Origin of the sequence: Pseudonocardia sp. D17 (assembly GCF_036984265.1) — a bacterium.
Lineage (GTDB): Bacteria > Actinomycetota > Actinomycetes > Mycobacteriales > Pseudonocardiaceae > Pseudonocardia > Pseudonocardia benzenivorans.
Genome location: NZ_BPRG01000234.1, coordinates 283,425 through 307,604, shown reverse-complemented (window position 1 = coordinate 307,604; position 24,180 = coordinate 283,425). Strand labels below are relative to the sequence as shown.

Here is a 24,180-nt window from a genome sequence, read left to right as displayed (position 1 = left end):
CGCCACGACCGAGCGGGAGCGACGCTCCAGGCGTTCGACGTCCTCTACCTCGTGGTGCGACCTGGGGCCGACGCGAGTTGGCGGATCACGACGCTGGTCTCGGTCCGCGGCGCACCCTGACACCGGGACCCATATCGACATCGTCGCGAGGCTCCAGAGCTGACCCCCGGGACGGAGCTGGACGACCACCGCCGGCCGGGCGGGCACCCCGACGTTGCATCCGGTCCGAGCTCGCCCGCCGGTGGACGGTGTTCCCGGGAGCCGACGCCGCTGCGGTGTTGGGCCGGCTTGGTCAGCCGCGTCGCCGCTCAGTGATCAGCGACCGACCTCGGCCAGGAGCCGTCCACCACGGCGCCGGGACGTTTCCGCTTCCTGCCCCTTCGCTCGCTCCGCTCGTTCCTGCAGGCGGGCGTGCGCTCTCTGGGCAGGATCGCGTCGACGTAGCCGCCCGGCCGGCCGCCGCGGCTCGCCCGGGCCCCGGGACGGCACGGACGTCGTGAGGCACGCTCTTGTCCCTCGATCCGCGATCACCCGACGACGCGGTGCACGACATCCCGCCGCGGGTCAGGCCGCGCTCGCGCCGCCGCCCGTCGGGGGCTGGATCCGGATGACGCGGTCGTCGCTGAGCTTGGGCAGGGCACCGGCGGCGCCGTCCTTGTTGACGGTGCCCAGCCACAGCAGGCCGTCGGGGCCGGCGGCTGCGGCGGCGAGCCGGCCGTACGCGTCGGGCAGCAGGGTCCGCGGGTCGCCGGTGAAGGTGCCGTCCTGGCCGGGCCGCAGCACGAACAACGACTTCGTGCCGGTCAACGCGATCGCCAGCGCCCCGCCCAGCACCGAGCACCCGGCCACGCCGGGCCTGTTCGGCCAGCTCCACGCGGGCGTGCCGAGCGTGCCCGCGCCGAGCCGGAAGAGCACGTCGCGACCCGCGGCGCGGTCGGTGACCCAGGTCGTGCCGTCGGTGCCGGTGCACATTCCCTGCGGGTTGCTCAGGCCCGACGCGTAGACGGCCGTCCCCGCCGGGTTGCCCGCCGTCGGCCGGCCGAGCGTGTCGATGCGCAGCACCTTCCCCGCGAGCGAGGCCGGGTTGCCCGCGGCGCCGTCCGGGTCGCCGGTCGCGACGAGCAGGCTGCCCGTCGCGGCGTCGACGCCCAGCGCCCCACCGGGCCCGCGCGGGATGCCGGTGAGCACCGGCTTCGGGGCCTCACCCGGCGCGATCCGCAGCACGCGCTCGTCGTCCGCGGTGGCCGCGTAGGCGTAGACGAGCTCGTCCTCGGCGTAGCTGGGGGACAGCACGAGCCCGCTCAGCCCGCCGGCGGCGGCGTCGACCGGCACCGTCGCGATCAGCTGCGGGGCCGATCCGCGCTGCACCTTGAGCACCCGCCCGGTGGTGCGTTCGGCGACGAGCGCGGAGAAGCCGTCGGGCAGCACCGCGATCGCCCCGACCGGGCTCAGGCAGGTCGCGACGACCTGCGGGTCCGGGTCCTCGCACCCCGCGGGCTGCTGCGGCGCGCTGCTGGTCGGCGGCGGGGCGTTCCCGCTGCTGGGGTCGGCGGGCGGCTCGGGCTCGTCGAGCGTGGGCGGCCCGCCGAGCTCTCCGGAGCTCTCGACCTGGTCGTGCCAGGTGCGGCTCCCGTCGTCGGGGAACGACGCGCACCCGCCGACGAGGAACAGGCACACGGCCAGCATTCCCCCGACGATCCGCCACCGCGCCACGGTCCCCAGGCTAGGAGGCGCGCGGTGATCCCCACGTGAGCGTGCTCGCGCACCGGCGACCGCCGCGCGGCCACGGACTAGCGTGTGCTCGTGCCCGACATCGACGTGCTGGTGTGTGACGAGGAGGGCCGCGCGGCCCTGGAGCAGCTGCCCGGCGTGCGGCCGGTCCACTACGACCCCGACGAGCCGCTGCCGCCCGAGGCCGCGACCGCCGAGATCCTCGTCCCGCCGTTCCTGTCGCCGGCCAGCGGCGTGCGCCTCGCCGAGCAGATGCCCAAGCTGCGGCTGGTCCAGCTGCTCACCGCGGGCGCGGAGATCTGGGTCGGCAACCTGCCCGACGGCGTCGCGCTCTCGGACTGCAAGGGCGCGCACGGTGGCGCCACGGCGGAGTGGATCGTCGGCGCGCTGCTCGCGGTCTACCGGGACCTCCCGGTCTTCGTGCGCGCGCAGGACGAGGGCCGCTGGGACTACCACCGCACCGACGAGCTCGACGGCAAGCGCGTCCTGATCGTCGGTGCGGGGGATGTGGCCGAGCACACCGTGCGGCGGCTGGAGCCCTTCGGGGTGTCGACGACGCTCGTCGGCCGCCGGGCCCGCGACGGGGTGCACGGCATCGACGAGGTGTACGACCTGCTGCCGCGCTACGACGCGTGCGTCGTCATCGTCCCGCTGACCGAGGACACCCGCGGCCTCGTCGACGCCCGGTTCCTGGCGGCAATGCCCGACGGCGCGGTGCTGGTCAACGCCGCGCGCGGACCCGTCGCCGACACCGACGCCCTCGTCGCGGAGCTGACGTCGGGCCGGCTGCGCGCCGCCGTGGACGTCACCGACCCGGAGCCGCTGCCCGCGGGTCACCCGCTGTGGTCGGCACCCGGGCTGCTGCTCACCCCCCACGTCGGCGGGAGCGTGCCGGGCGCCATGCGCCGGGCCTACGGGGTCGCCGTCGAACAGATCGCGGCGTTCGTCCGCGGCGAGCGGCCGCCGAACCTCGTCGAGAACGGTTACTGACACGCCGCTGCGGGTCGACCCCGCGGTGACCTGGGCCGACTAGGTTCTCGCGCATGAGTGAACCGACCCGGTCCTTCGACATCGGGACCCTCGGCGGCTCCGAGCCCTCCAACTCGACGACCCGGCCCGAGCGCCGTCCGGTGCCCTCGAACGGCGCGGCCGACATCGGCCTGCTCATCCTGCGGCTGGCCGTCGGCGGGCTCTTCTTCGCGCACGGCGCGCAGAAGGTCTTCGGGATGTGGGGTGGCCAGGGCATCACCCGCACCGCGGAGAACCTCGCGGGGTACGGCTTCGTCGCCCAGCAGACCAGCCTCGCGTGGGCGTTGGGCATCGTCGAGATGGCCGCGGGCGCGTTCGTCGTGCTGGGGTTGTTCACGCCGCTCGCCGCCGCGGGTCTGCTGGCGATCAAGGTCGTGGCGCTGCTGGTGAAGATCCCCGCGATCGAGTTCTTCGCCGCGCAGGCTCCCGACGCGATCGAGGTCGACATCCTGCTGGGGGCGGGGGCAGCCACGCTGATGTTCGCGGGGGCGGGCCGCATCGCGCTCGACAACGGCCGCACCTGGCTGCGTCGCCCGATGCCGTATGCGGTCGTGTGCCTGATCGTGACCGTCGCGATCGTCCTCGTGGTGATGCTGACGCTGCGCCGGTGACGTCCCCTGTGACGGCGCCGCCCGACGAGGTGTGGCTCGCCGCGCTGGCGCGGCGCCGCGGCCAGGTGTCCGTCACGTCGCGCCAGGCCCTGACCGGTGGGTACGCGTCGGCGGGCGCGGAACGGGTCGATCTGTCCGACGGGACGTCCGTCGTCGTGAAGGTGGCGGCGGCGCGCGAGGTGGCCGCCCTGCGGGCCGTCGCCGTCGTCCCCACGCTCGACGAGCCCGTCCTGCTCGCCGCGGGCACCGGCTGGGTGGTCGTCCCGTTCCACGACGGCCTGCCGCTCGCCGACGACGCGCCCGTCCCCGCCGCGGTCCTGACGATGCTCGAGCGGGTGCACGCGCACTGGCGCGGCAGGCGGCCCCGGACGGTCCCGGTCGCCGACGCCGCGTGGTGGCGCGAGCTGTGCCTGCAGCGGATCGCCCCGGCCGTGGAGCGTGCCGTCGCTCCGGTGGGCCACAGGCTGCGCGCCTGGGCCGACGATCCCCGCGCGCTCCGGGCGGCCGCCGCCGTCCCGCGCACGCTCACCCACGGCGACCCGCACCGCGGCAACATCGTCGTCGACGGGGCGGGCGGGGGGTGGCTGGTCGACTGGGGCAACGCCCGCGTCGCGCCACGCGGTTTCGACCTCGCGGTCCTGCGCGCCCAGGGCACCGACGTGTCGACGGGCGACCCGGCCGAGGACGCCTGGTCCGACCTGGCGATGGCCGTCGCCTACCTCGGCTTCGCCGCCGACCACCTCGGCACCGAACGCGTCCTCGAACTGGCGGCGATGGCGGAGCAGGGCCTGGCTGCCCTGTGACCGGCGACGGTCGCCATGGCGACCATCGCCGCTCACGACCGCCGCCGGACGGGGTCAGCCGGCCGGGACAGGAGCGTTGCGGTTCCAGAGCTGATGAACGAGGCCGCTCGGGGAGGCGACCGACTCGACGGTGAAGCGCCCCTCGGTCCCGCTGACCCCGTCCCAGAGCGACACCCCGCGACCCAGGGTGATCGGCACCGTCACGAGGTGCATGAAGTCGACGAGGTCCGCCTGCAGGAACTGACGGACGGTCGAGGGTCCGCCACCGAGCCGGACGTCGAGACCGCCCGCGGCCTCCCGGGCCAGGCGCAGCACCTCGTGCGGCGGGCCGTCGACGAAGTGGAAGCTCGTCCCGTTCGCGAACTCGATCGGCGGGAGCGATTCATGGGTCATGACGAACACGGGGGTGCGGAAGGGGGGCTCCTCGCCCCACCAGCCGCGCCACCCGTCGGGCCGGTCGCCCGCGGGCGGGCCGAACTTGGCGCGGCCCATGATCTCGGCACCGATGCCCTGGCCCCACAGCGTGGTCAGCGCCCGGTCCAGCGTGACGGGGGCGTCGACGGCGTCGATCCCATGGATGAACCGCCCGTCGAACCCACCGAACAGGGCCTCCGCACCGCCGATCGGGGCGTCGAGGGTGACGGTCCCGCCGGCGGCGTAGCCGTCGAGGGAGATGTTCAGGTTGTGCACGCGGGTGCGCGTCATGGTGCCTCCTGGGAGCGCCGAGGGTCGACGGGTGGACCGACCCGGACCGCGGAACTCATCGCCAGGGGTCGTGAGTGGCAATGGTCGTCATAGCAGGTCGCCCCGACGACCATCGCCACTCACAGCAGGGGTTCAGCGCACCGAACGCACGGCGCCCGTGTCGGCCGAGGTGGCCAGGGCGGCATAGGCCCGCAGCGCCTGCGTGACCGGACGCTGCCGGTCGGCGGGCTGCCACGGCCGCTCGGAGGCCTCCATCTTCGCGCGGCGGGCGGCCAGCACCTCGTCGTCGACGAGCAGTTCGACGGTGCGGGAGCGCACGTCGATCAGGATGCGGTCGCCGTTCTCGACCAGCCCGATCGTCCCGCCCGCGGCGGCCTCGGGGGAGACGTGCCCGACCGAGATTCCGCTGGATCCCCCGGAGAACCGGCCGTCGGTGATCAGGGCGCACTTCGCGCCGAGGCCCGCGCCCTTGAGGAACGCGGTGGGGTGCAGCATCTCCTGCATCCCCGGCCCGCCCGCGGGACCCTCGTAGCGGACGACGAGGACGTCGCCGGGCTGGATCTCCTTGGTGAGGATGACCGAGACGGCCTCCTCCTGGCTCTCGACGACCCGCGCCGGGCCCTCGAAGCGCCAGATGTCCTCGGGGATGCCGGCGGTCTTGATGACCGCGCCCTTCTCGGCGAGGTTGCCGCGCAGCACGGCCAGGCCGCCGTCGGCGGTGTAGGCGTGCTCGCGGTCGCGGATGCAGCCGCCCGCGGCGTCGGTGTCGAGCGAGGACCAGCGGTTCTGCGTGGAGAACGCCTCGGTGGTGCGGACCCCGCCCGGCGCGGCGTGGAACAGCTCCACGGCCCGCTCCGACGGCGCCGCGCCGCGGACGTCCCACTCGTCGAGCCAGGCCTGCAGCGACGGGGAGTGCACGGTGTGGACGTCCTCGTGGAGCAGGCCGGCCCGGCGCAGCTCGCCCAGGATCGCCGGGATGCCGCCCGCCCGGTGCACGTCCTCCATGTGGTAGCTGGAGTTCGGCGAGACCTTGGCGAGACAGGGGACCCGCCGGGAGATGGCGTCGATGTCGGCGAGGGTGAAGTCGATCTCGCCCTCCTGCGCCGCCGCGAGGATGTGCAGCACGGTGTTGGTGGAACCGCCCATTGCGACGTCGAGCGCCATGGCGTTCTCGAACGCGTCGCGGGTCGCGATGCTGCGGGGCAGAACCGACGCGTCGTCGTCGCGGTACCAGCGCGTCGCCAGTTCCACGACGGTCCGCCCGGCCTCCAGGAACAGCTCGCGGCGGGCGGCGTGGGTGGCGAGGGTGGAGCCGTTGCCCGGCAGGGCGAGCCCCAGCGCCTCGGTGAGGCAGTTCATCGAGTTGGCGGTGAACATGCCCGAGCACGACCCGCACGTCGGGCACGCGGAGCGCTCGACGACGTCGAGGCCGTCGTCGTCGACCTCGGTGGAGGCCGACGCGGAGATCGCGGTGATGAGGTCGGTGGGCGCCTGCGCGACGCCGCCCACGACCACGGCCTTGCCGGCCTCCATCGGCCCGCCCGAGACGAACACCGTGGGGATGTTCAGCCGCATCGCGGCGTTGAGCATGCCCGGGGTGATCTTGTCGCAGTTGGAGATGCAGACGAGCGCGTCGGCGGCGTGGCCGTTGACCATGTACTCGACGGCGTCGGAGATGACCTCGCGGCTGGGCAGCGAGTAGAGCATGCCGCCGTGGCCCATCGCGATGCCGTCGTCGACGGCGATCGTGTGGAACTCGCGGGGGACGCCGCCGGCCTCGCGGACCGCCTCGGCGACGAGGTCGCCGAGATCCTTGAGGTGCACGTGGCCCGGCACGAACTGGGTGTAGCTGTTGGCGATGGCGACGATCGGCTTGCCGAAGTCGTCGTCGGTCATCCCGGTGGCGCGCCACAGGGAACGCGCACCGGCGGCGTTGCGGCCATGGGTGGTGACACGGGAACGCAGGGCCGGCATCGGGCTCACTCTCCAGCCGGATCGGGCAGCCGGCCGCCGCTGGCGGCGGCGAGCTGGGACAGGTCGCGAACGGTCACGGCGGGCAGCAGGAGCTCCCCGCCGCCGGTCAGCACGGCGCTGACCCGGGCACCCCGGGACCGGGTGGCGGGTTGCAGACGCAGCGAGCTGATCTCCGCCCACGGTACGCGGCGGCCACCGAAGGCCCGGCGGACGGCCACCGCCTCGCTGTCGACGACGGTGCGTGTCCGCGCGATCCACCACGCGATCGCGAGCGGCACGAGGTAGAAGAGCCAGAACCAGGGGGCGCCGAACGCGAACGGGACCGCGACCACCGCCAGCGCGACGACGAACAGGTAGGACAGCCGGGTGGGCCGGAACACGGCCCGCGGCGGCGGTGCGGGGTCCTGCGCGGCCGGTCCGCTCACGGGGTGGGTCTCCTGGTCCGGACGCTGTTCGGTGGTGCTCACCGGCACATCGTCGCACCCCGCCGGGTGATGGCGGCGGCCGGTTGACCATCCGGAACCGATGCGTGCTAGCGTCGGACGCATGTTCGTCACCGACCTTCTCGTAATTCGCAGGCGCGTTCTCGCCTGAGTTCTGATCGAGTACTCGGACGACGACGCGCCACCCTCGTTCCGCCTACGGCGGCGAGGGTTTTTTCATGCCCTGACCTGACTCCATGCCCACGACGCAGCGAGGCTGACCGATGACCACCGCCACCCCCCGCCCAGGCGCAGCCGGCCCGAAACCGGCACCGCCGCCCGGGCGGCCCGGTTCCCCGGCCCGGCCCGAGGCCGTGTCGGCGCGTCCCGACGTCGTCCCCGGACCGCAGATCGGCCCCGAGCCGATGACGGGCGCGCAGTCGCTCGTGCGCTCGCTGGAGGAGATCGGCTGCGAGGTCGTCTTCGGCATCCCGGGCGGCACGATCCTGCCCGCCTACGACCCGCTGCTCGACTCGACCCGGGTGCGGCACGTCCTGGTCCGCCACGAGCAGGGCGGCGGCCACGCGGCGACCGGGTACGCGCAGGCCACCGGCAAGGTCGGGGTCTGCATGGCCACGTCGGGTCCCGGCGCGACCAACCTCGTCACCCCGATCGCCGACGCCTACATGGACTCGATCCCGGTCGTGGCCATCACCGGTCAGCAGACCCGTCCGCTGATCGGCACGGATGCCTTCCAGGAGGCCGACATCACCGGCATCACCATGCCGGTGACCAAGCACAACATGCTGGTGACCGACGCGACGGAGATCCCGCGCGCGATCGCCGAGGCCTTCCACCTCGCGTCGACGGGCCGACCCGGCCCGGTGCTGGTGGACATCCCCAAGGACGTCCTGCAGGAGCAGACGACGTTCTCGTGGCCCCCGGAGCTGCGCCTGCCCGGCTACCGGCCGACGACCCGGCCGCACGGCAAGCAGATCCGCGAGGCGGCCAAGCTCATGGCCGCCGCCGAGCGGCCGGTGCTCTACGTCGGCGGCGGCGTGCTCAAGGCCGACGCCTCCGAGGAGCTCCTGGAGCTGGCCGAGCTGACGAACATCCCGGTCGTGACGACGCTGATGGCCCGCGGGGCGTTCCCCGACAGCCATCCGCAGCACGTGGGGATGCCCGGCATGCACGGCACGGTCGCGGCCGTCGCGGCCCTGCAGGAGGCCGACCTGCTGGTCGCGCTCGGCTCGCGTTTCGACGACCGCGTCACCGGCCAGCTGGAGACGTTCGCGCCGCACGCCGCGGTGGTGCACGCCGACATCGACCCGGCCGAGATCTCCAAGAACCGCCGCGCCGATGTGCCGATCGTCGGCGACTGCAAGGAGGTCATCGTCGAGCTGATCGAGGCCGTCCGCGCCGAGCGCGAGGTCGACGTCGTCGACCTCGGTGCCTGGTGGACCCGGCTCGACGACCTGCGCACGACGTTCCCGCTGGGGTACGACTGGCCCGACGACGGCTCGCTGTCGCCGCAGTACGTCATCGAGCGGATCGGCGCGATCGCCGGCCCCGACGCCGTGTACGCGGCGGGCGTCGGCCAGCACCAGATGTGGGCCGCGCAGTTCATCAAGTACGAGAAGCCGCGCTCGTGGCTGAACTCGGGCGGCCTCGGGACGATGGGCTTCGCGGTGCCGGCGGCCATGGGCGCCAAGATGGCCCGCCCCGACGACGTCGTCTGGTGCATCGACGGTGACGGCTGCTTCCAGATGACCAACCAGGAGCTCGCCACCTGCGCGATCGAGGGCATCCCGATCAAGGTCGCCGTGATCAACAACGGCAACCTGGGCATGGTCCGGCAGTGGCAGAACCTCTTCTACTCGGAGCGGTACTCCAACACCGACCTCGGCACCCACAAGCACCGCATCCCCGACTTCAAGCTGCTCGCCGAGGCGATGGGCTGCGTCGGGCTGCGTGCCGAGTCCAAGGACGAGGTCGACCGCGTCATCAGGCAGGCCATGGAGATCGACGACCGGCCCGTCGTGATCGACTTCACCGTCGGCGCCGACGCGCAGGTCTGGCCGATGGTCGCGGCCGGCACGTCGAACAACGAGGTCATGGCCGCCCGCGGCATCCGGCCGCTCTTCGAGGGCGACGAGCTGGCCGCGGACGTCGTCGAGATCGACGCCGTGGTGGAACGCGCGCTGGAGCACGGCGCGCACGGGAACGACGAGGACGCGAAGTGATGCAGACCCACACGCTGTCGGTCCTCGTCGAGGACAAGCCCGGTGTCCTCGCCCGCGTCTCGGGCCTGTTCTCCCGGCGCGGCTTCAACATCATCTCCCTGGCGGTCGGCCCGACCGAGCAGGAGGGCGTCTCGCGGATGACGATCGTCGTCGCCGTCGAGGACCTGCCGCTGGAGCAGGTGACCAAGCAGCTCAACAAGCTGGTCAACGTCATCAAGATCGTCGAGCTCGACCCGGCGGCGTCGGTGCAGCGGGAGCTGCTCCTGGTCAAGGTGCGTGCCGACGCCGCGATCCGCAGCCAGGTGCTCGAGGCCGCCGAGCTGTTCCGGGCCAAGGTCGTCGACGTCGCGCCCGAGGCGCTGACGATCGAGGCCACCGGCACCGTCGACAAGCTCGGGGCGCTGCTGCGGATCCTGGAGCCCTACGGCATCCGCGAGATGGTCAAGTCCGGGATGGTCGCGGTGGGTCGGGGGCCCCGGTCCATCACCGCCGCGGCGATGCGTTAGAGACTTGCCCCCGAACACCCCCTGGGAGAGGACGTACCACCCGTCATGAGCGTGAACATCTACTACGACGACGACGCCGACCTGTCGATCATCCAGGGCCGCAAGGTCGCCGTGATCGGCTACGGCTCGCAGGGGCACGCGCACGCGCTGTCGCTGCGCGACTCCGGCGTCGAGGTGAAGATCGGCCTGCCCGAGGGGTCGAAGAGCCGGCAGAAGGCCGCGGACGAGGGTCTGGAGGTGCTCACCCCGGCCGAGGCGTCGGCGTGGGCCGACCTGATCATGATCCTGGCCCCGGACACCAAGCAGCGCTTCATCTACGCCGAGGACATCGCGCCGAACCTCAAGAGCGGTGACGCGATCTTCTTCGGGCACGGCTTCAACATCCGCTACGACCTGATCAAGCCGCCTGCCGACGTCGACGTCGCCATGGTCGCCCCGAAGGGGCCCGGCCACCTGGTCCGTCGCCAGTTCGTCGACGGCAAGGGCGTGCCCGCCCTGATCGCCGTCGAGCAGGACGCCTCCGGCAACGCCAAGGCGCTCGCCCTCTCGTACGCGGCCGGGATCGGCGGCGCCCGCGCGGGCGTCATCGAGACCACGTTCAAGGAGGAGACCGAGACCGACCTGTTCGGCGAGCAGGCCGTCCTCTGCGGTGGTGCCGCGGCGCTGGTCCAGACCGGTTTCGAGGTGCTCACCGAGGCGGGCTACGCCCCGGAGATCGCCTACTTCGAGTGCCTGCACGAGCTCAAGCTGATCGTCGACCTCATGTACGAGGGCGGCATCGCCAACGAGCGCTTCTCGATCTCCGACACCGCCGAGTACGGCGACCTCACCCGCGGCCCGCGCGTGGTCAACGCGGCGACCAAGGAGGAGATGAAGAAGATCCTCGCCGAGATCCAGGACGGGCGCTTCGCCTCCGAGTGGGTCGCCGAGGACGAGGCCGGCCGGCCCAACTTCACCCGTCTGCAGAAGCAGGGCGCCGAGCACCCGATCGAGCAGGTCGGCGAGAAGCTCCGCGGCCTCATGAGCTGGGTGGGCGAGAAGGCCAAGTAAGGCCTTCTCCCGCTGCTCGAACGGCCCTTCCCCGCAGTCGCGGGAGAGGGCCGTTCGTGCGTTCCGGGGAAGAGACGCGGCGCGCACGGCGTTGGGCGGGATGAGCGTTCCCCGTCGAGAGGTGCCTGCCGTGTCCCTGCCCCCGCTGTCGATCCTCGACCTCGCCCTCGTCCCCCCGGGTGAGTCGGTCGCCGAGGGGCTCGCCGCGAGCGTCGAGCTGGCGCGCCGGGCGGAGCGCTGGGGCTACCGGCGCATCTGGTACGCCGAGCACCACAACATGCGCGCGATCGCGTCGTCGGCGACGAGCGTGCTGATCGGGCACGTCGCGGCGAACACCGAGCGGATCACCCTCGGCGCGGGCGGCATCATGCTGCCCAACCACTCGCCGCTGCAGGTCGCCGAGCAGTTCGGCACGCTCGCCGAGCTCTACCCCGGCCGCATCGAGCTGGGTCTCGGCCGCGCCCCGGGCACCGACCAGGCCACGTTCCGGGCGCTGCGCCGCGACCCGCGGGCGTCGGAGACCTTCCCGCAGGACGTCCAGGAGCTGCAGGCGTTCCTCGGTGAGCAGTCGCTCGTGCCGGGGGTCGAGGCGTTCCCCGGCAAGGGCACCGCCGTCCCGCTCTACGTGCTCGGTTCCTCGCTCTACGGCGCGCAGGTGGCCGCGATCCTCGGGCTGCCCTACGCGTTCGCGTCCCACTTCGCGCCGGAGGCGCTCGAGCAGGCCGTCGAGATGTACCGGACCGAGTTCCGGCCGTCGGCCCAGCTCGCGGCGCCGCTGGTGATGGCGGGGGTCAACGTGCTGGTCGCCGACTCCGCCGCGGACGCCGACGAGCTGCTGCGGCTCGCCCGGATCGACCGGGTCAAACGGCTGCTGAGCCGGGGTGGCCACGAGCTGACCGACGCCGAGGCCGTCGCCGCGCTCGACCTGCCCGCGGGTCGCCAGGTGCTGAACATGATGCGCTACACCGCCGCCGGTACGCCCGACGTCGTCGAGCAGTACCTCACGGAGTTCGCCGCCCGGGTCGGGATCGACGAGCTGATCGTCACGAGCCCGGCCGTCGACCGGGCGGCCTGGTACCGCTCGTTCGAGCTGCTCGCGGGTCGGACCGCCGTCCCGGCCTGACGGGTCGGGTCAGACCGTCGCCGTGAACAGGTAGTAGCCGATCGCGGCGAACAGCGTGCCCTCGCGGTGGCGTTGCGCGATCTCGGCGACCCAGACCTGCGCGTCCTCCTCCGAGACCGCGCCGGCCGCGGCCGCCGAGCGTCCGACGGTCGCGAAGTAGCTCGCCGCGAGGTCGGGGGACAACACGACCATCCGGCTCGCGACCTCGACGTCGTGCGCCCCCGCGGCGCGCAGCGCGGGTCCGAGCGTGCGCGGCAGCCAGGGGTGTACGACGGCCGTGTCCGCCTCGTGGGCCAGGATCGCGCGGGTCGTCGCCCGGTCGCCGACGCCGATCGTGTTCGTGTCGAAGTCCGGCGTGATCACCGCGATCCGCCCGCCCGGACGGGTCACGCGCACCATCTCGGCGAGGGCGGCGTCGGGGTCGGGCAGGTAGACCAGCACGCGCTCGGCGCGGGTGACGTCGAAGGCGTCGTCGGGGAACGGCAGGTCCGCCGCGTCCCCCTCGACGAACGTGACCGTCAGCCCCTCCGCGGCCGCGCGGCGCTGCGCCTCGGCGACGAAGCGGGCGCTCGCGTCGACGCCGGTGACCGACCCGCCCGGTGTGACGGCCCGCGCCAGCCGCAGGCTCTCCAGCCCGAACCCGCAGCCGACGTCGAGCACCGTCGCGCCGGGGCCGGTGCGCGTGCGCTGGATCGCCAGCTTCTTCAGCTCGCCGAGCAGCGGCAGCCGGTCGAACGCCTCCAGCGCGCTGACGAACGGGCCGATCTCGGGTGCGTCGTCGTCGAGGTCGGTGAAGGCGTGCAGGGACAGGCCCTCGGTGCGGGGCGCCGCGCTGCGGTTCGCCGCGGGCCGGTTCGCCTCGGTGCGGGTCATGCGCGTCATCCTGGTCACATCAGGCCCCTGTCCGCCACGGCCGTTCGGCTGCCGAAACCGGCCGCTCGCCCGGATCCGACTGCGGCGAACCGGACACGGGGCCGGCCCGTCCCGGCGCGGACACCGACCATTCGTGCAGGTTGCGCTATTGCGCCGCTCACGCTGGCTGCAGGGCCGTCGGCGGGCGGCCCTAGGATCGGGGGGTCCCTACCGACCGACCCGGGAGCCCTGCAACCGCCGTGAGCACCGCCGCCGCCCGTCCTGTCGTCCTCCTCGCCGAGAAGCTCGCGCCGTCCGCGGTGGAGCTGCTCGGCGACGACGTCGAGATCCGCCACGTCGACGGAACCGACCGGCCGGCGCTCCTCGCCGCGGTCGCCGACGCCGACGCACTCCTCGTCCGCTCGGCCACCAAGGTCGACGCCGAGGTCCTCGCCGCCTCGACCCGCCTCAAGGTCGTCGCGCGCGCCGGCGTCGGCCTCGACAACGTCGACGTCCCCGCCGCCACGGCGCGCGGCGTCATGGTCGTCAACGCGCCGACGTCGAACATCGTCTCCGCCGCCGAGCACGCCATCGCGCTGCTGCTGGCCGCGGCCCGCCACGTCGCCCCTGCCGACGCCGCGCTGCGCCAGGGGCAGTGGAAGCGCAGCGCCTACACCGGCGTCGAGCTCAACGGCAAGACCGTGGGCATCGTCGGCCTGGGCAAGATCGGTCAGCTCGTCGCGCAGCGGCTCGCCGCGTTCGGCGTCACGCTGATCGCGTACGACCCCTACGTCGCCCCGGCCCGTGCCGCCCAGCTCGGCATCGAGCTGGCCTCGCTCGAGGACGTGCTGCGCCGGGCCGACGTCATCTCGATCCACCTGCCGAAGACCCCCGAGACCCTCGGGCTGATCGGCAAGGACCAGCTCGCGATCACCAAGAAGGGCGTGATCATCGTCAACGCCGCCCGCGGCGGGCTGGTCGACGAGGCCGCCCTCGCCGAGGCCGTCCGTTCCGGGCACGTCGGCGGCGCGGGCATCGACGTCTACGTCACCGAGCCGACGACCTCCAGCCCGCTCTTCGAGCTGGAGAACGTCGTCGTCACCCCGCACCTGGGCGCGTCCACCGACGAGGCGCAGGACCGCGCGGGCACCGACGTCGCCAGGTCGGTCCAGCTGGCGCTCGCGGGCGAGTTCGTGCCCGACGCGGTCAACGTGCAGATCGATGGCGCGGTCGGCGAGGAGGTCCGGCCGTACCTGCCGCTCGTGCAGAAGATGGGCACGGTGCTGCACGCCCTGGCCGGGCGCGTGCCCAGCTCGATCACCGTCGACGTCGCGGGCGAGCTCTCCTCCGAGGACGTCTCGGTCCTGCCGCTCGCGGCCCTGCGCGGGGTGTTCACCCACGTCGTCGAGGACCAGGTCACGTTCGTCAACGTGCCGGCGCTGGCCGCGGAGCGCGGCGTCGCGGTCGAGCTGACCACGGCCCCCGAGAGCGCCAACCACCGCAGCGTCGTGCAGCTGCGCGCCGCGATGGCCGACGGCGAGGCGATCACCGTCTCGGGCACGCTGACCGGCCGTGCGCAGGTCGAGAAGCTCGTCGAGATCAACGGCCGGCACTTCGACCTGCGGGCCGAGGGCGACATCCTGCTGCTCGAGTACGCCGACCGCCCCGGGGTGATGGGCCGCGTCGGGTCGCTGCTGGGCGAGGCCGCCGTCAACATCGAGGCCGCGCAGATCAGCCAGACCACCGACGGCCGCGACGCGATCATGCTGCTGCGCGTCGACCGCCCGATCGACCCGGCCGTGCTCGAGCCCATCGGTGCCTCGGTCGGCGCGAAGACCGTCCGGCTCATCTCGCTCGACTGACACGGGCCCGGGTTTCGCGGGTCCCTGACGGTCCGCACCCGGCCCCGACCGGCGGCAGCCGGTGTACCCCGGCTGCCGCCGGCGCGAACCTCGGGCGGACAATCAGACCCGCTCGGGGGCGTGTCGCGCTCCCGGCGGCACCGTCGGGCCGTCCCGCGGGCACCTGTTCCACCGGTACGGGTGACCTCGGAAGAGTGGACGGCGACCGATCGGCGGTGTCGCAGCGGGTAGCGTGCTGCGACTCCCCAAACAGAGAGGTATCTGGACATGCGCCTAGCGGTCATTCCCGGCGACGGCATCGGCCCGGAGGTCATCGACGAGGCGCTCAAGGTCCTGAACGAGGTAGCGCCCGGCGCCGAGACCACCAACTACGACCTCGGCGCCGCCCGCTGGCACTCCACCGGCGAGCTCCTCCCGGAGTCGGTGCTGACGGAGCTGCGGGGTCACGACGCGATCCTGCTGGGCGCGGTCGGCGACCCGTCCGTCCCGAGCGGCATCCTCGAGCGCGGCCTGCTGCTGCGGCTGCGCTTCGAGCTCGACCACCACGTCAACCTGCGGCCCGCGCGCCTCTACCCGGGCGTGCGCGGACCGCTGGCGGGCAACCCCGAGATCGACCTCGTCGTCGTCCGCGAGGGCACCGAGGGCCCGTACGTCGGCACCGGCGGCCTGCTGCGCAAGGACACCCCGCAGGAGGTCGCGACGGAGGTGAGCACCAACACCGCCTTCGGCATCGAGCGCGTGGTCCGCGATGCCTTCGCCCGTGCCGAGCGCCGGCCGCGCAAGCACCTCACGCTCGTGCACAAGACCAACGTGCTCGCGTTCGCCGGCGCGCTGTGGTCCCGGATCGTCGAGGAGGTCTCGCTCGAGCACCCGGACGTCACGGTCGCCTACCAGCACGTCGACTCGACGACGATCCACCTCGTCACGGACCCGTCGCGCTACGACGTGATCGTCACCGACAACCTGTTCGGCGACATCCTCACCGACCTCGCGGCCGCGGTGACCGGCGGCATCGGGCTGGCCGCCAGCGGCAACATCGACGCGTCGGGACGCAACCCCAGCATGTTCGAGCCGGTGCACGGCAGCGCCCCCGACATCGCCGGACAGGGCATCGCCGACCCGACGGCCGCCGTCCTGTCGGTCGCGCTCCTGCTCGACCACCTCGGCCGGTCCGACGCCGCGCGTCGGATCGAGGCCGCCGTGGCGTTCGACCTCGCGACGCGCGACCACGGCGCCAACAGCCACACCCGTTCCATCGGCGACCGGCTGGCCGCGCTCGTCAGCCGCCAGGCCTCCGCGCCCGCCTGACCCGTCCCCGCACGACGGCGGCGTCCCCCGGTCCGGGGGGGGCGCCGCCGTCGTCGCGCCGTCGTGGCGGTCAGACCACCGCGTCGCTGGGGCCGGTCAGCATGGTCACGCCGGCGCCCGCGAAGTTGCCCAGGTCGGCGACGGCGGCCTTGCCCGCGTCGCTCGACATGGACGCACCCATCGCCTCGGCCGAGTCCCATGTCAGCACCGCGACCAGGTGGTAGGCGGGCTGCGCGCCGTCGGGGCCGGGCTGCGGCCTGCTGACGGAGAAGCTCCGCAGGTCGGGGAGCTTGCTCGCGATGGGGGTGTGCACCTCGTCGTAGTGCTTGTCGAACGCCGCGGCGTCCGCGGGGTGGTGGTAGAGCACGGTGAGCTGGTAGGACACGGTTCCTCCGATCCGTGGCCGCGACTCCGGTGTCGACGGCCTCGTCGACATCATGCCGACCCGACGCCGGGCGCGCCCTCCCGCAGCCGGCCCCCTCGACGGACGAACGGCACGAACATCGCGATCAGGTGCGTGCGGGGGCCTCACGTCCGGCGGTGGCGACCGGACGGCGTGCCCACGCCGGCGCGTGCTCGGGCAGCGGGCCGATCGCGACCAGCCGCGCCGGGATGCCCTGCAGCACCGGGAACCGCTGCAGGATCCGGACCGGCAGCGGCAACGTTGCCGCGACCGGCGGTGTCGCGCCGCGACCGGTGTCGAGCGCCGTGCCGATGACCACCCGGTGCGCGACCCGTTGCGCGCCCTGCACCAGGGCCGTCGGCCACCAGCGACGCAGCTGGACCCGGCGCAGCGCGCGGGTCGTCGCACGGCCGTTGCGGCGCAGCTCGGGAGCGAGCAGCCGGGCGGCCGCCACCGCGTCGGCGACGGCCAGGTTGATCCCGACGCCGCCGACGGGCGACATCGCGTGCGCCGCGTCGCCGACCAGCAGCAGGCCGTCGGCGTACCAGCGGCGCAACCGGTCGAGCCGCACGTCGAGCAGCTTGACGTCGTCCCAGGACGCAAGGGTGTCGACGCGGTCGGCCAACCACGGGACCAGCCCCGCCAGCCGCCGCCGCAGCTCGCCGATCCCCGCGGCGCGCAGCTCGGCGTCGCTGCCCTTGCGGATCAGGTAGGCGCACTGCCAGTAGTCGCCGCGGTCGATCAGCACGCAGAAGTGGCCGCGGGTGAAGCGGCCGACGCCGCCGGCGACGTCCTCGGCGTGGCGGGGGAGGCGGAACCACCACACGTCCATCGGGACGCCGAACCCGCGTGGCCGCAGCCCGGCCGCGGCGCGCACCGCGGAGTGCCGGCCGTCGCAGGCCACGGTGAGCGCCGCGCGCAGCACGTGCTCCTCGCCGGTGGTGCGGTCGGTCCAGCGGACGCCCGCGACCCGTCCGGCCTCCCGGACCAGGCCGGTGACGTCGGCCTGCCGGACGAGGGTGAACGAGGGCTCCTCGGCCGCGGCGCCGGCGAGCAGTTCGAGGAGGTCCCACTGGGGGACGAGCGCGACGTGCTGGTGGTCGCCCGGCAGCCGGTGCATGTCGGCGAGCCGGACGGTCCCACCGTCGAGCTCGGCGGAGACGGCCTCGAGCCGCCGCTGCGGGAGGGCGGCGAACCGCTCGCCCAGCCCCAGCTCGTCGAGCAGGGTCAGCGTGGAGGCGTGCACCGTGTCGCCCCGGAAGTCCCGCAGGAAGTCGGCGTGCTTCTCCAGCACGGTGACCTCGATCCCGGCGCGGGCGAGCAGCAGCCCGAGGACCATCCCGGCGGGCCCGCCCCCGACGACGGCGACGGTCGTGCGCTCGTTTTTCCTCATACGTTGAATATAGCTCTCCGTCCGCTCGGGGGCCACCGGAAGGCGCCGATCGGGCACGCGAGACGATGGGGTCGTGAGCACTCCCTCCCAGGTCCGGGTGCGGTTCTGCCCGTCGCCCACCGGCACGCCGCACGTCGGCCTCATCCGCACCGCGCTGTTCAACTGGGCGCACGCCCGCCACCACGGCGGCACGTTCGTCTTCCGGATCGAGGACACCGACGCCGCGCGCGACAGCGTCGAGTCGTACAACGCGCTGCTCGACGCCCTGCGCTGGCTGGGCCTGGACTGGGACGAGGGTCCCGAGGTCGGCGGGCCGCACGGCCCCTACCGGCAGAGCGAGCGCCACGACCTCTACCGCGACGCCCTCGGCCGGCTCACGCAGGCGGGCGAGGTCTACGAGTCGTACTCGTCGGCGGAGGAGATCGAGGCCCGGCACCGCGCGGCCGGTCGGGACCCGAAGCTCGGCTACGACAACGCCGACCGCTCGCTGACCGAGGAGCAGAAGCAGGCCTTCCGCGCCGAGGGTCGCAAGCCCGTCTGGCGGCTGCGCATGCCCGACCGCGACATCACGTTCACCGACCTCATCCGCGGCGAGGTGACGTTCAAGGCCGGGACCGTCCCGGACTTCGTCCTCGCGCGTGGCGACGGCAGCCCGCTCTACCCGCTGACCAACCCGCTCGACGACGCGCTCATGGGCATCACGCACGTCCTGCGCGGCGAGGACCTGCTCTCCTCGACACCGCGGCAGATCGCGCTGTACGAGGCCTTCCAGCGCGTCGGCATCGGCAACGGCGCGCCGACCTACGCGCACCTGCCGCTCGTCACCGGTGAAGGTGCGCGCAAGCTCTCCAAGCGCGACCCCGAGTCGAACCTCTTCCACTACCGCGACCGCGGATTCCTGCCCGAGGGACTGCTGAACTACCTCGCATTGCTGGGATGGTCGATCGCCGACGACCGCGACGTCTTCTCCCTCGACGAGATGGTCGCTGCCTTCGACGTGTCGCGCGTCTCCTCGAATGCCGCCCGCTTCGACCTCAAGAAGGCCGAGGCCATCAATTCCGCACACATGCGACTGCTGCCCGCCGACGAGTTCGCGCGCCGCGTCGTTCCCTACCTCGAGGCCGAGGGTGTGATCAGTGGCACGCCGACCGACGCACAGGCCGCGTTGCTGGCCGCCGCGGTCCCGCTGGTGCAGGAGCGCAGCGTCGTGCTGACCGACGCCGCGCGCATGCTGCGCTTCCTGTTCGTCGACGAGGACGGCTTCGCCGTCGACGACGACGCCGCGGCCAAGAACCTCGGCGCCGACGCCGTCCCCGTCCTCGACGCGGCCCTGACCGGCCTGAACGCGCTCGATGACTGGTCGGCCGCCGCCATCGAGGAGTCCCTGAAGGCCTCGCTGGTCGACGGTCTGGGCCTCAAGCCGCGCAAGGCCTTCGGCCCCGTCCGGGTCGCCGTGTCGGGCCGGACCGTCTCGCCGCCGCTCTACGAGAGCATGGAACTGCTGGGCCGTGAGCGGTCGGTGCGTCGACTGGGGGCCGGTTTGGAGCGCGCTCGGGGCGTGGTCTAGAGTTCTCTGCGCAGGGCACGGGAAACCGAGCCGGCGGGTCACCGCGGGAACGGGAGAACGTGAACCTTGGGGTATGGTGTAATTGGCAGCACGACTGATTCTGGTTCAGTTAGTCTAGGTTCGAGTCCTGGTACCCCAGCGGAAACCTCGCAGTTTCCAGATGTACAATAAGAAAGTCCTACTCGGCCCCGTCGTCTAGCGGCCTAGGACGCCGCCCTCTCAAGGCGGTAGCGCGGGTTCAAATCCCGTCGGGGCTACAAGAAAAAGGTCCCCGCTCTTCGGAGCGGGGACCTTTTTTGTTCGTGCGGAGACGGCGCACGGACCGGGCGCAGGGACTATGCATCCGTGGCCGGATTCTCGTGGGTGGCGACGGTCGCGTGAGCGACCGCCGCCACCCACGAGCAAGCGGGACGGCGTGGCGGGTCCTACTGCGGGCGCGCTGCTGCTGTGCCGCTGCCCGGGGCGGCGACCTGAGTCGTCGTGGTGGTCGTTGTTGTCGTAGTGGTCGTGGGCGGGGTGGTCGGCTTCGGCGTCGTGGTGGTGACCGGCGGCGGGGTCGTTGTCGTCACGACCGGCTTGGGGGTCGTGGTCCGCACGACGGGCGGGGGGTTGTTGCGCGACTCGCTGTGGGTCTCCGGCGGCGCCTCGGTGGTCGTCGTGGGCGTGTCGGAGGGGGTGGCGACGTCGGTCGGGACGATTCGGGTCGTCGCCGCGCTCTCGGGCGCGTTCTGCGGCCAGAACAGCACGGCGGCGATGACGCCCACCGCGGCGAGCACGCCGCCGGCCGCGACGAGCAGTACCGGGGTGCGACGGCCGGAGCCGCCGTGGTCGTCGTCGAAGCCGGGCGTCGCGTAGGCCATCGGGGCGGGGTCGCGCGGCGGTGCGGGCGGCGGCGCCATCGGGGCGCCGTACCCGGGCGGGGGCGGGGCACCCATCCCGCGCCGGACGTCGACGGTGGGCAGCTCGTCGGTCGCAGGGGTGAACCCGCCCGCGGCCAGGCCCGCACCCGCCAGCGCCCCGCCCGCCACGGCCCCGCCCGCAACCGCACCCGCGGCACCCGGGCCGGGCGGCGGGGGCGCGGGGGCGTGCGCGGGCTGGCCGCCCGTCGCCCCGACCTGCTGCGGCGCGAGCGCGATGGCGGCGCCCTTGGCGATGGCGTTCTTGGGGTCGGCGTCGACGGCGACGGGGCGGCCCAGCTCGTCGGACACGGTCTGCGCGACGAGCGGGATCCGCGACGACCCGCCGACGAGCAGCACGGCCGACATCTGCTCGGGCGTGAGCCCCGCGGAGCTGATCGCCCGGCGCAGCGCCGCGACCGTCTCCTCGATCTGCGGGCCGATCATCTGCTCGAACTCGCTGCGGTGCAGCCGCACCGAACCCTGCGTGCCGGGCAGCAGGACGGGGACCGAGGCCTCGGTGTCGGAGCTGAGCGCCTCCTTGGCCTCGGTGCAGTCGCGCCGGATGCGCGCGACCGCGGAGAGCACGGAGGGATCGGTCTCGTCGAGGTCGGCGAAGGCGTCGGGCATGCCCTCGACGACGTGGTCGAACACGACCTGGTCGAAGTCGATGCCGCCGAGCCGCTCGATGCCCTCGGGGCGGCCGAGCAGCCCGAACGTGCCGTCCTTGCGGACGACGGCCGCGTCGAACGTGCCGCCGCCGAGGTCGTAGACCGCGATCGTGGCGCCCTGCTCGACGCGCTCGGCCGACGCGTAGTGCAGCGCGGCGGCCTGCGGCTCGGCGAGGAAGGTGACGGTCAGCCCGACGCGCGCGAGCGCCGTGGCGAACAGCTCCTTCTTGTGGTTGCCCCACGACGCCGGATGGGTGACGGAGATGCGCTCGGCGACGCCGCCCTCGCGCGCCGCGACCTGGTCGACGACCCAGCGGACGAGCCGGGCGGAGAGGTCCTCCGGCGTCCAGGGCTGGCCGGCGACCTGGATGGGCGTGGGGTCGCCGACTCGGCGCTTGAACTCGCGGACGACACGGTCGGGGTCGGTGAGCGCGCGCCGCTCGGCGGCCTCGCCGACGACGACCCCGCCGTCGGCACCGACGAACAGGACCGAGGGGACGTGGACGGAGCGGTCACCGAGATTGACCATCTCGGTCTCGACGATCCGCCCCCCGTCGAGGCGGGTGATCGCCGCCGCGGTCCGAGTGGTGCCCACGTCGATGCCGAGCAGATAGCTCATCGTCACCCGTCTTCGTCCGGTTCCCCAACCAATGCGACTCTCGGTGTCCATCGAGCCGGATCGACGTCACGTTAGCGTCACGATGCCCGGCCCTTCGCAACCGCCCCACCCTGCGGCGACGAGCGGACGCCGGGGCGCCGTGGCCGGACTACAGACGGTGTTGGAGCGCCTCCGCGGCGGCCAGCAGATCGGCGGCCCAGCGGACGCCGGGGCGGCGGCCGATGCGGTCGATCGGGCCGGAGACGGACACGGCGGCGACGACCTTGCCGGAGCCGTCGCGCACGGGCGCGGACACGCTGGCGACGCCCGCCTCGCGTTCGGCGATGCTCTGCGCCCAGCCGCGGCGGCGCACGTCGACGAGCACGCGTTCGGTGAACGTGGCGTCGGCGAGGACGGCGCGCTGCGTTGCCGGGTCCGCCCAGGCGGCGAGGACCTTGGCCCCGGAGCCCGCCGTCATGGCCAGCCGGGTGCCGACGGGCACCGTGTCGCGCAGCCCGCTGGCCGGCTCGGCGGTGGCGACGCAGATGCGGTGGGTGCCGTCGCGGCGGTAGAGCTGCACGCTCTCGCCGGTGATGTCGCGCAACCGCGGGAGGACGGCGGCCGCCGCGTCGAGCAGCGGGTCGCCGTGGCCGCTGGAGAGCTCGGCGAGGGTGGGGCCGGGGCGCCAGCGGCCGTCGGCACCGCGGTGGAGCAGGCCGTGCACCTCGAGCCCGACGGCCAGCCGGTGCGCCGTCGCGCGGGGGAGCCCGGTGCGCTCGCACAGCTCGGTGAGCCCGCACGGTTCGGCGGCCGCGGCACGAAGTACACCCACGGCCTTGTCGAGCACGCCGATGCCGCTAGACTGTCTCACGCCTCGATACTAGCTTCCCAACATCTGGGAGGTCTAGGTCGATCCACCCACCACCGTGAGGCAACCGCGAGGAGGCGGCGCCGTGACTGAGGCGCGCACGCTTGCAGAGAAGGTCTGGGACCGCCATGTGGTCCGCAAGGGCGAGGGGCAGGAGCCCGATCTTCTCTACATCGACCTGCACCTCGTGCACGAGGTCACCAGCCCGCAGGCGTTCGACGGCCTGCGGCTCGCGGGTCGCCGGGTGCGGCGCCCGGACCTCACGATCGCGACCGAGGACCACAACGTCCCGACGAAGGACGTCGAGCTCCCGATCGCCGACCCGGTCTCGCGCACCCAGGTCGAGACGTTGCGGCGCAACTGCGCGGAGTTCGGCGTCGATCTGTACCCGATGAACCACGCCGAGCAGGGCATCGTCCACATCATCGGCCCGCAGCTCGGGCTCACCCAGCCGGGCATGACGGTCGTCTGCGGCGACAGCCACACCTCGACGCACGGCGCCTTCGGGGCCATGGCGTTCGGCATCGGCACCTCCGAGGTCGAGCACGTGCTGGCCACGCAGACGTTGCCGCTCAAGCCGTTCAAGACCATGGCGATCAACGTCAACAGCGCCGACGGCACGCTGCGTCCCGGCGTCACGAGCAAGGACGTCGTGCTCGCGATCATCGCGAAGATCGGCACCGGCGGCGGGCAGGGCTACGTCCTGGAGTACCGGGGCAACGTCATCGACAACCTGTCGATGGAGGCCCGGATGACGATCTGCAACATGTCGATCGAGGCGGGCGCGCGGGCGGGCATGATCGCGCCCGACCAGGTCACCTACGACTTCATCGCCGGCCGCGACCACGCCCCGAAGGGCGAGGCCTGGGACGCCGCGCTGGCCGACTGGCAGACGCTGCGCACCGACGAGGGCGCGCTCTTCGACGCCGAGGTCGACATCGACGCCGACACGCTGACCCCCTTCGTCACGTGGGGTACCAACCCGGGCCAGGGGCTGCCCCTGGGCGAGAACGTGCCCGACCCCGCCACGATCCCCGACGAGAACGAGCGCATCGCCGCCGAGCGGGCGCTCGACTACATGGGCCTCGAGGCCGGGATGCCGCTGCGCGACGTCCGCGTCGACACGGTGTTCGTCGGCTCCTGCACCAACGGGCGCATCGAGGACCTGCGGGCCGCCGCGAAGGTGCTCGACGGTCGTTCGCTCGCGAAGGGCGTCCGGATGCTCGTCGTGCCCGGCTCGATGCGGGTGCGCTTCCAGGCCGAGGACGAGGGCCTGGACAAGGTGTTCACCGCCGCGGGCGCCGAGTGGCGGTCGGCCGGCTGCTCGATGTGCCTGGGCATGAACCCCGACCAGCTCGCGCCGGGGGAGCGCAGCGCCTCGACGTCGAACCGGAACTTCGAGGGCCGCCAGGGCAAGGGCGGCCGCACCCACCTCGTCTCGCCCGTCGTGGCCGCCGCCACGGCCGTGCGCGGCACGCTGTCGTCCCCCGAGGACCTGGACTGAGGTCGTGAGCGGGCGTTGCCGGTCGTGACCGGAGACGCCACTCACGGGCCGACGAAGGAGG

Annotated in this window: 20 protein-coding genes and 2 tRNA genes; 13 read left to right on the top strand and 9 right to left on the bottom strand. The window is 73.3% G+C overall.

From position 1 onward, the window contains the following. Positions 1 to 564: 564 nt before the first annotated feature. Positions 565 to 1,713, bottom strand: coding sequence for a PQQ-dependent sugar dehydrogenase (locus PSD17_RS33130; protein WP_339126140.1), 1,149 nt, complete (start codon positions 1,711 to 1,713; stop codon positions 565 to 567). An 84-nt stretch (positions 1,714 to 1,797) separates the two neighbouring features. Between PSD17_RS33130 and PSD17_RS33125 the strand changes: the two genes are divergently transcribed. The 3 genes from PSD17_RS33125 to PSD17_RS33115 are packed head-to-tail and all read left to right on the top strand — an operon-like array spanning position 1,798 to position 4,174. Then, a complete protein-coding gene (locus tag PSD17_RS33125) occupies positions 1,798 to 2,721 on the top strand; it encodes a 2-hydroxyacid dehydrogenase (RefSeq protein WP_103383099.1) in 924 nt (307 codons plus the stop codon). 53 nt (positions 2,722 to 2,774) lie between these two features. Further along, positions 2,775 to 3,371, top strand: a complete 597-nt coding sequence (locus PSD17_RS33120; RefSeq protein WP_013673980.1) for a DoxX family protein — start codon at positions 2,775 to 2,777, stop codon at positions 3,369 to 3,371. Then, entirely contained in the window at positions 3,368 to 4,174 is an 807-nt protein-coding gene (locus PSD17_RS33115) for a phosphotransferase (RefSeq protein WP_013673981.1), read from the top strand. Before PSD17_RS33120 ends, PSD17_RS33115 begins: the two co-directional genes overlap by 4 nt. Before the next feature lie 54 nt (positions 4,175 to 4,228). Here PSD17_RS33115 and PSD17_RS33110 read toward each other — a convergent pair whose 3' ends face one another. From PSD17_RS33110 to PSD17_RS33100, 3 genes are all read right to left on the bottom strand, one after another. Next, the gene (locus PSD17_RS33110; protein ID WP_013673982.1) at positions 4,229 to 4,879 is read right to left on the bottom strand and encodes a dihydrofolate reductase family protein; all 651 of its coding nucleotides are present in this window, start codon (positions 4,877 to 4,879) and stop codon (positions 4,229 to 4,231) included. Between the two features lie 132 nt (positions 4,880 to 5,011). Next, positions 5,012 to 6,853, bottom strand: a complete 1,842-nt coding sequence (ilvD, locus tag PSD17_RS33105) for a dihydroxy-acid dehydratase (protein ID WP_339126139.1) — start codon at positions 6,851 to 6,853, stop codon at positions 5,012 to 5,014. Positions 6,854 to 6,858: 5 nt separating this feature from the next. Continuing rightward, on the bottom strand, positions 6,859 to 7,320 hold the full coding sequence (locus tag PSD17_RS33100; RefSeq protein WP_049803347.1) for a PH domain-containing protein: 462 nt from the start codon (positions 7,318 to 7,320) through the stop codon (positions 6,859 to 6,861). Between the two features lie 239 nt (positions 7,321 to 7,559). On the opposite strand from PSD17_RS33100, the gene PSD17_RS33095 reads away from it, so the two are divergent. From PSD17_RS33095 to PSD17_RS33080, 4 genes are all read left to right on the top strand, one after another. Then, positions 7,560 to 9,518: an acetolactate synthase large subunit gene (locus PSD17_RS33095; RefSeq protein ID WP_103383101.1), complete on the top strand. Its 1,959-nt coding sequence runs from the start codon at positions 7,560 to 7,562 to the stop codon at positions 9,516 to 9,518. Further along, the gene (gene ilvN / locus PSD17_RS33090; protein ID WP_013673986.1) at positions 9,518 to 10,024 is read left to right on the top strand and encodes an acetolactate synthase small subunit; all 507 of its coding nucleotides are present in this window, start codon (positions 9,518 to 9,520) and stop codon (positions 10,022 to 10,024) included. The genes PSD17_RS33095 and ilvN overlap by 1 nt, the downstream gene beginning before the upstream one ends. Before the next feature lie 45 nt (positions 10,025 to 10,069). Beyond that, positions 10,070 to 11,074 (top strand): ketol-acid reductoisomerase, encoded by a 1,005-nt coding sequence (gene ilvC, locus PSD17_RS33085; protein ID WP_013673987.1) that lies wholly within the window; start codon positions 10,070 to 10,072, stop codon positions 11,072 to 11,074. A gap of 130 nt (positions 11,075 to 11,204) precedes the next feature. After that, positions 11,205 to 12,197 carry an LLM class flavin-dependent oxidoreductase gene (locus PSD17_RS33080; protein ID WP_013673988.1) on the top strand — a complete coding sequence of 331 codons (993 nt, stop codon included), beginning with the start codon at positions 11,205 to 11,207 and terminating at the stop codon, positions 12,195 to 12,197. Between the two features lie 9 nt (positions 12,198 to 12,206). Here PSD17_RS33080 and PSD17_RS33075 read toward each other — a convergent pair whose 3' ends face one another. Continuing rightward, entirely contained in the window at positions 12,207 to 13,070 is an 864-nt protein-coding gene (locus PSD17_RS33075; protein ID WP_013673989.1) for a methyltransferase domain-containing protein, read from the bottom strand. 239 nt (positions 13,071 to 13,309) lie between these two features. On the opposite strand from PSD17_RS33075, the gene serA reads away from it, so the two are divergent. Continuing rightward, on the top strand, positions 13,310 to 14,911 hold the full coding sequence (gene serA, locus PSD17_RS33070; protein ID WP_013673990.1) for a phosphoglycerate dehydrogenase: 1,602 nt from the start codon (positions 13,310 to 13,312) through the stop codon (positions 14,909 to 14,911). 267 nt (positions 14,912 to 15,178) lie between these two features. Continuing rightward, positions 15,179 to 16,219, top strand: coding sequence for a 3-isopropylmalate dehydrogenase (locus PSD17_RS33065; RefSeq protein WP_013673991.1), 1,041 nt, complete (start codon positions 15,179 to 15,181; stop codon positions 16,217 to 16,219). A 70-nt stretch (positions 16,220 to 16,289) separates the two neighbouring features. Here the strand turns inward: PSD17_RS33065 and PSD17_RS33060 are convergent, their stop codons facing one another. Both PSD17_RS33060 and PSD17_RS33055 read right to left on the bottom strand, forming a co-directional pair. Next, positions 16,290 to 16,604 carry an EthD family reductase gene (locus PSD17_RS33060; protein ID WP_103383103.1) on the bottom strand — a complete coding sequence of 105 codons (315 nt, stop codon included), beginning with the start codon at positions 16,602 to 16,604 and terminating at the stop codon, positions 16,290 to 16,292. 124 nt (positions 16,605 to 16,728) lie between these two features. Then, entirely contained in the window at positions 16,729 to 18,015 is a 1,287-nt protein-coding gene (locus tag PSD17_RS33055; RefSeq protein ID WP_339126138.1) for an FAD-dependent oxidoreductase, read from the bottom strand. A gap of 73 nt (positions 18,016 to 18,088) precedes the next feature. On the opposite strand from PSD17_RS33055, the gene gltX reads away from it, so the two are divergent. The 3 genes from gltX to PSD17_RS33040 all read left to right on the top strand — a co-directional run bounded on the left by gltX (position 18,089) and on the right by PSD17_RS33040 (position 19,839). Continuing rightward, on the top strand, positions 18,089 to 19,582 hold the full coding sequence (gene gltX / locus PSD17_RS33050) for a glutamate--tRNA ligase (protein WP_013673994.1): 1,494 nt from the start codon (positions 18,089 to 18,091) through the stop codon (positions 19,580 to 19,582). Positions 19,583 to 19,649: 67 nt separating this feature from the next. After that, positions 19,650 to 19,721, top strand: a tRNA-Gln gene (locus tag PSD17_RS33045). Between the two features lie 45 nt (positions 19,722 to 19,766). Beyond that, positions 19,767 to 19,839: transfer RNA gene (locus PSD17_RS33040), tRNA-Glu, on the top strand. A gap of 168 nt (positions 19,840 to 20,007) precedes the next feature. Here PSD17_RS33040 and PSD17_RS33035 read toward each other — a convergent pair. Then, complete coding sequence (locus PSD17_RS33035) at positions 20,008 to 21,768, bottom strand: Hsp70 family protein (RefSeq protein WP_339126175.1); 1,761 nt, start codon at positions 21,766 to 21,768, stop codon at positions 20,008 to 20,010. A 148-nt stretch (positions 21,769 to 21,916) separates the two neighbouring features. After that, entirely contained in the window at positions 21,917 to 22,618 is a 702-nt protein-coding gene (locus tag PSD17_RS33030; protein ID WP_013673996.1) for an IclR family transcriptional regulator, read from the bottom strand. A gap of 82 nt (positions 22,619 to 22,700) precedes the next feature. Between PSD17_RS33030 and leuC the strand changes: the two genes are divergently transcribed. After that, positions 22,701 to 24,119, top strand: coding sequence for a 3-isopropylmalate dehydratase large subunit (gene leuC / locus PSD17_RS33025; RefSeq protein ID WP_013673997.1), 1,419 nt, complete (start codon positions 22,701 to 22,703; stop codon positions 24,117 to 24,119). The last annotated feature ends 61 nt before the right edge of the window (positions 24,120 to 24,180 follow it).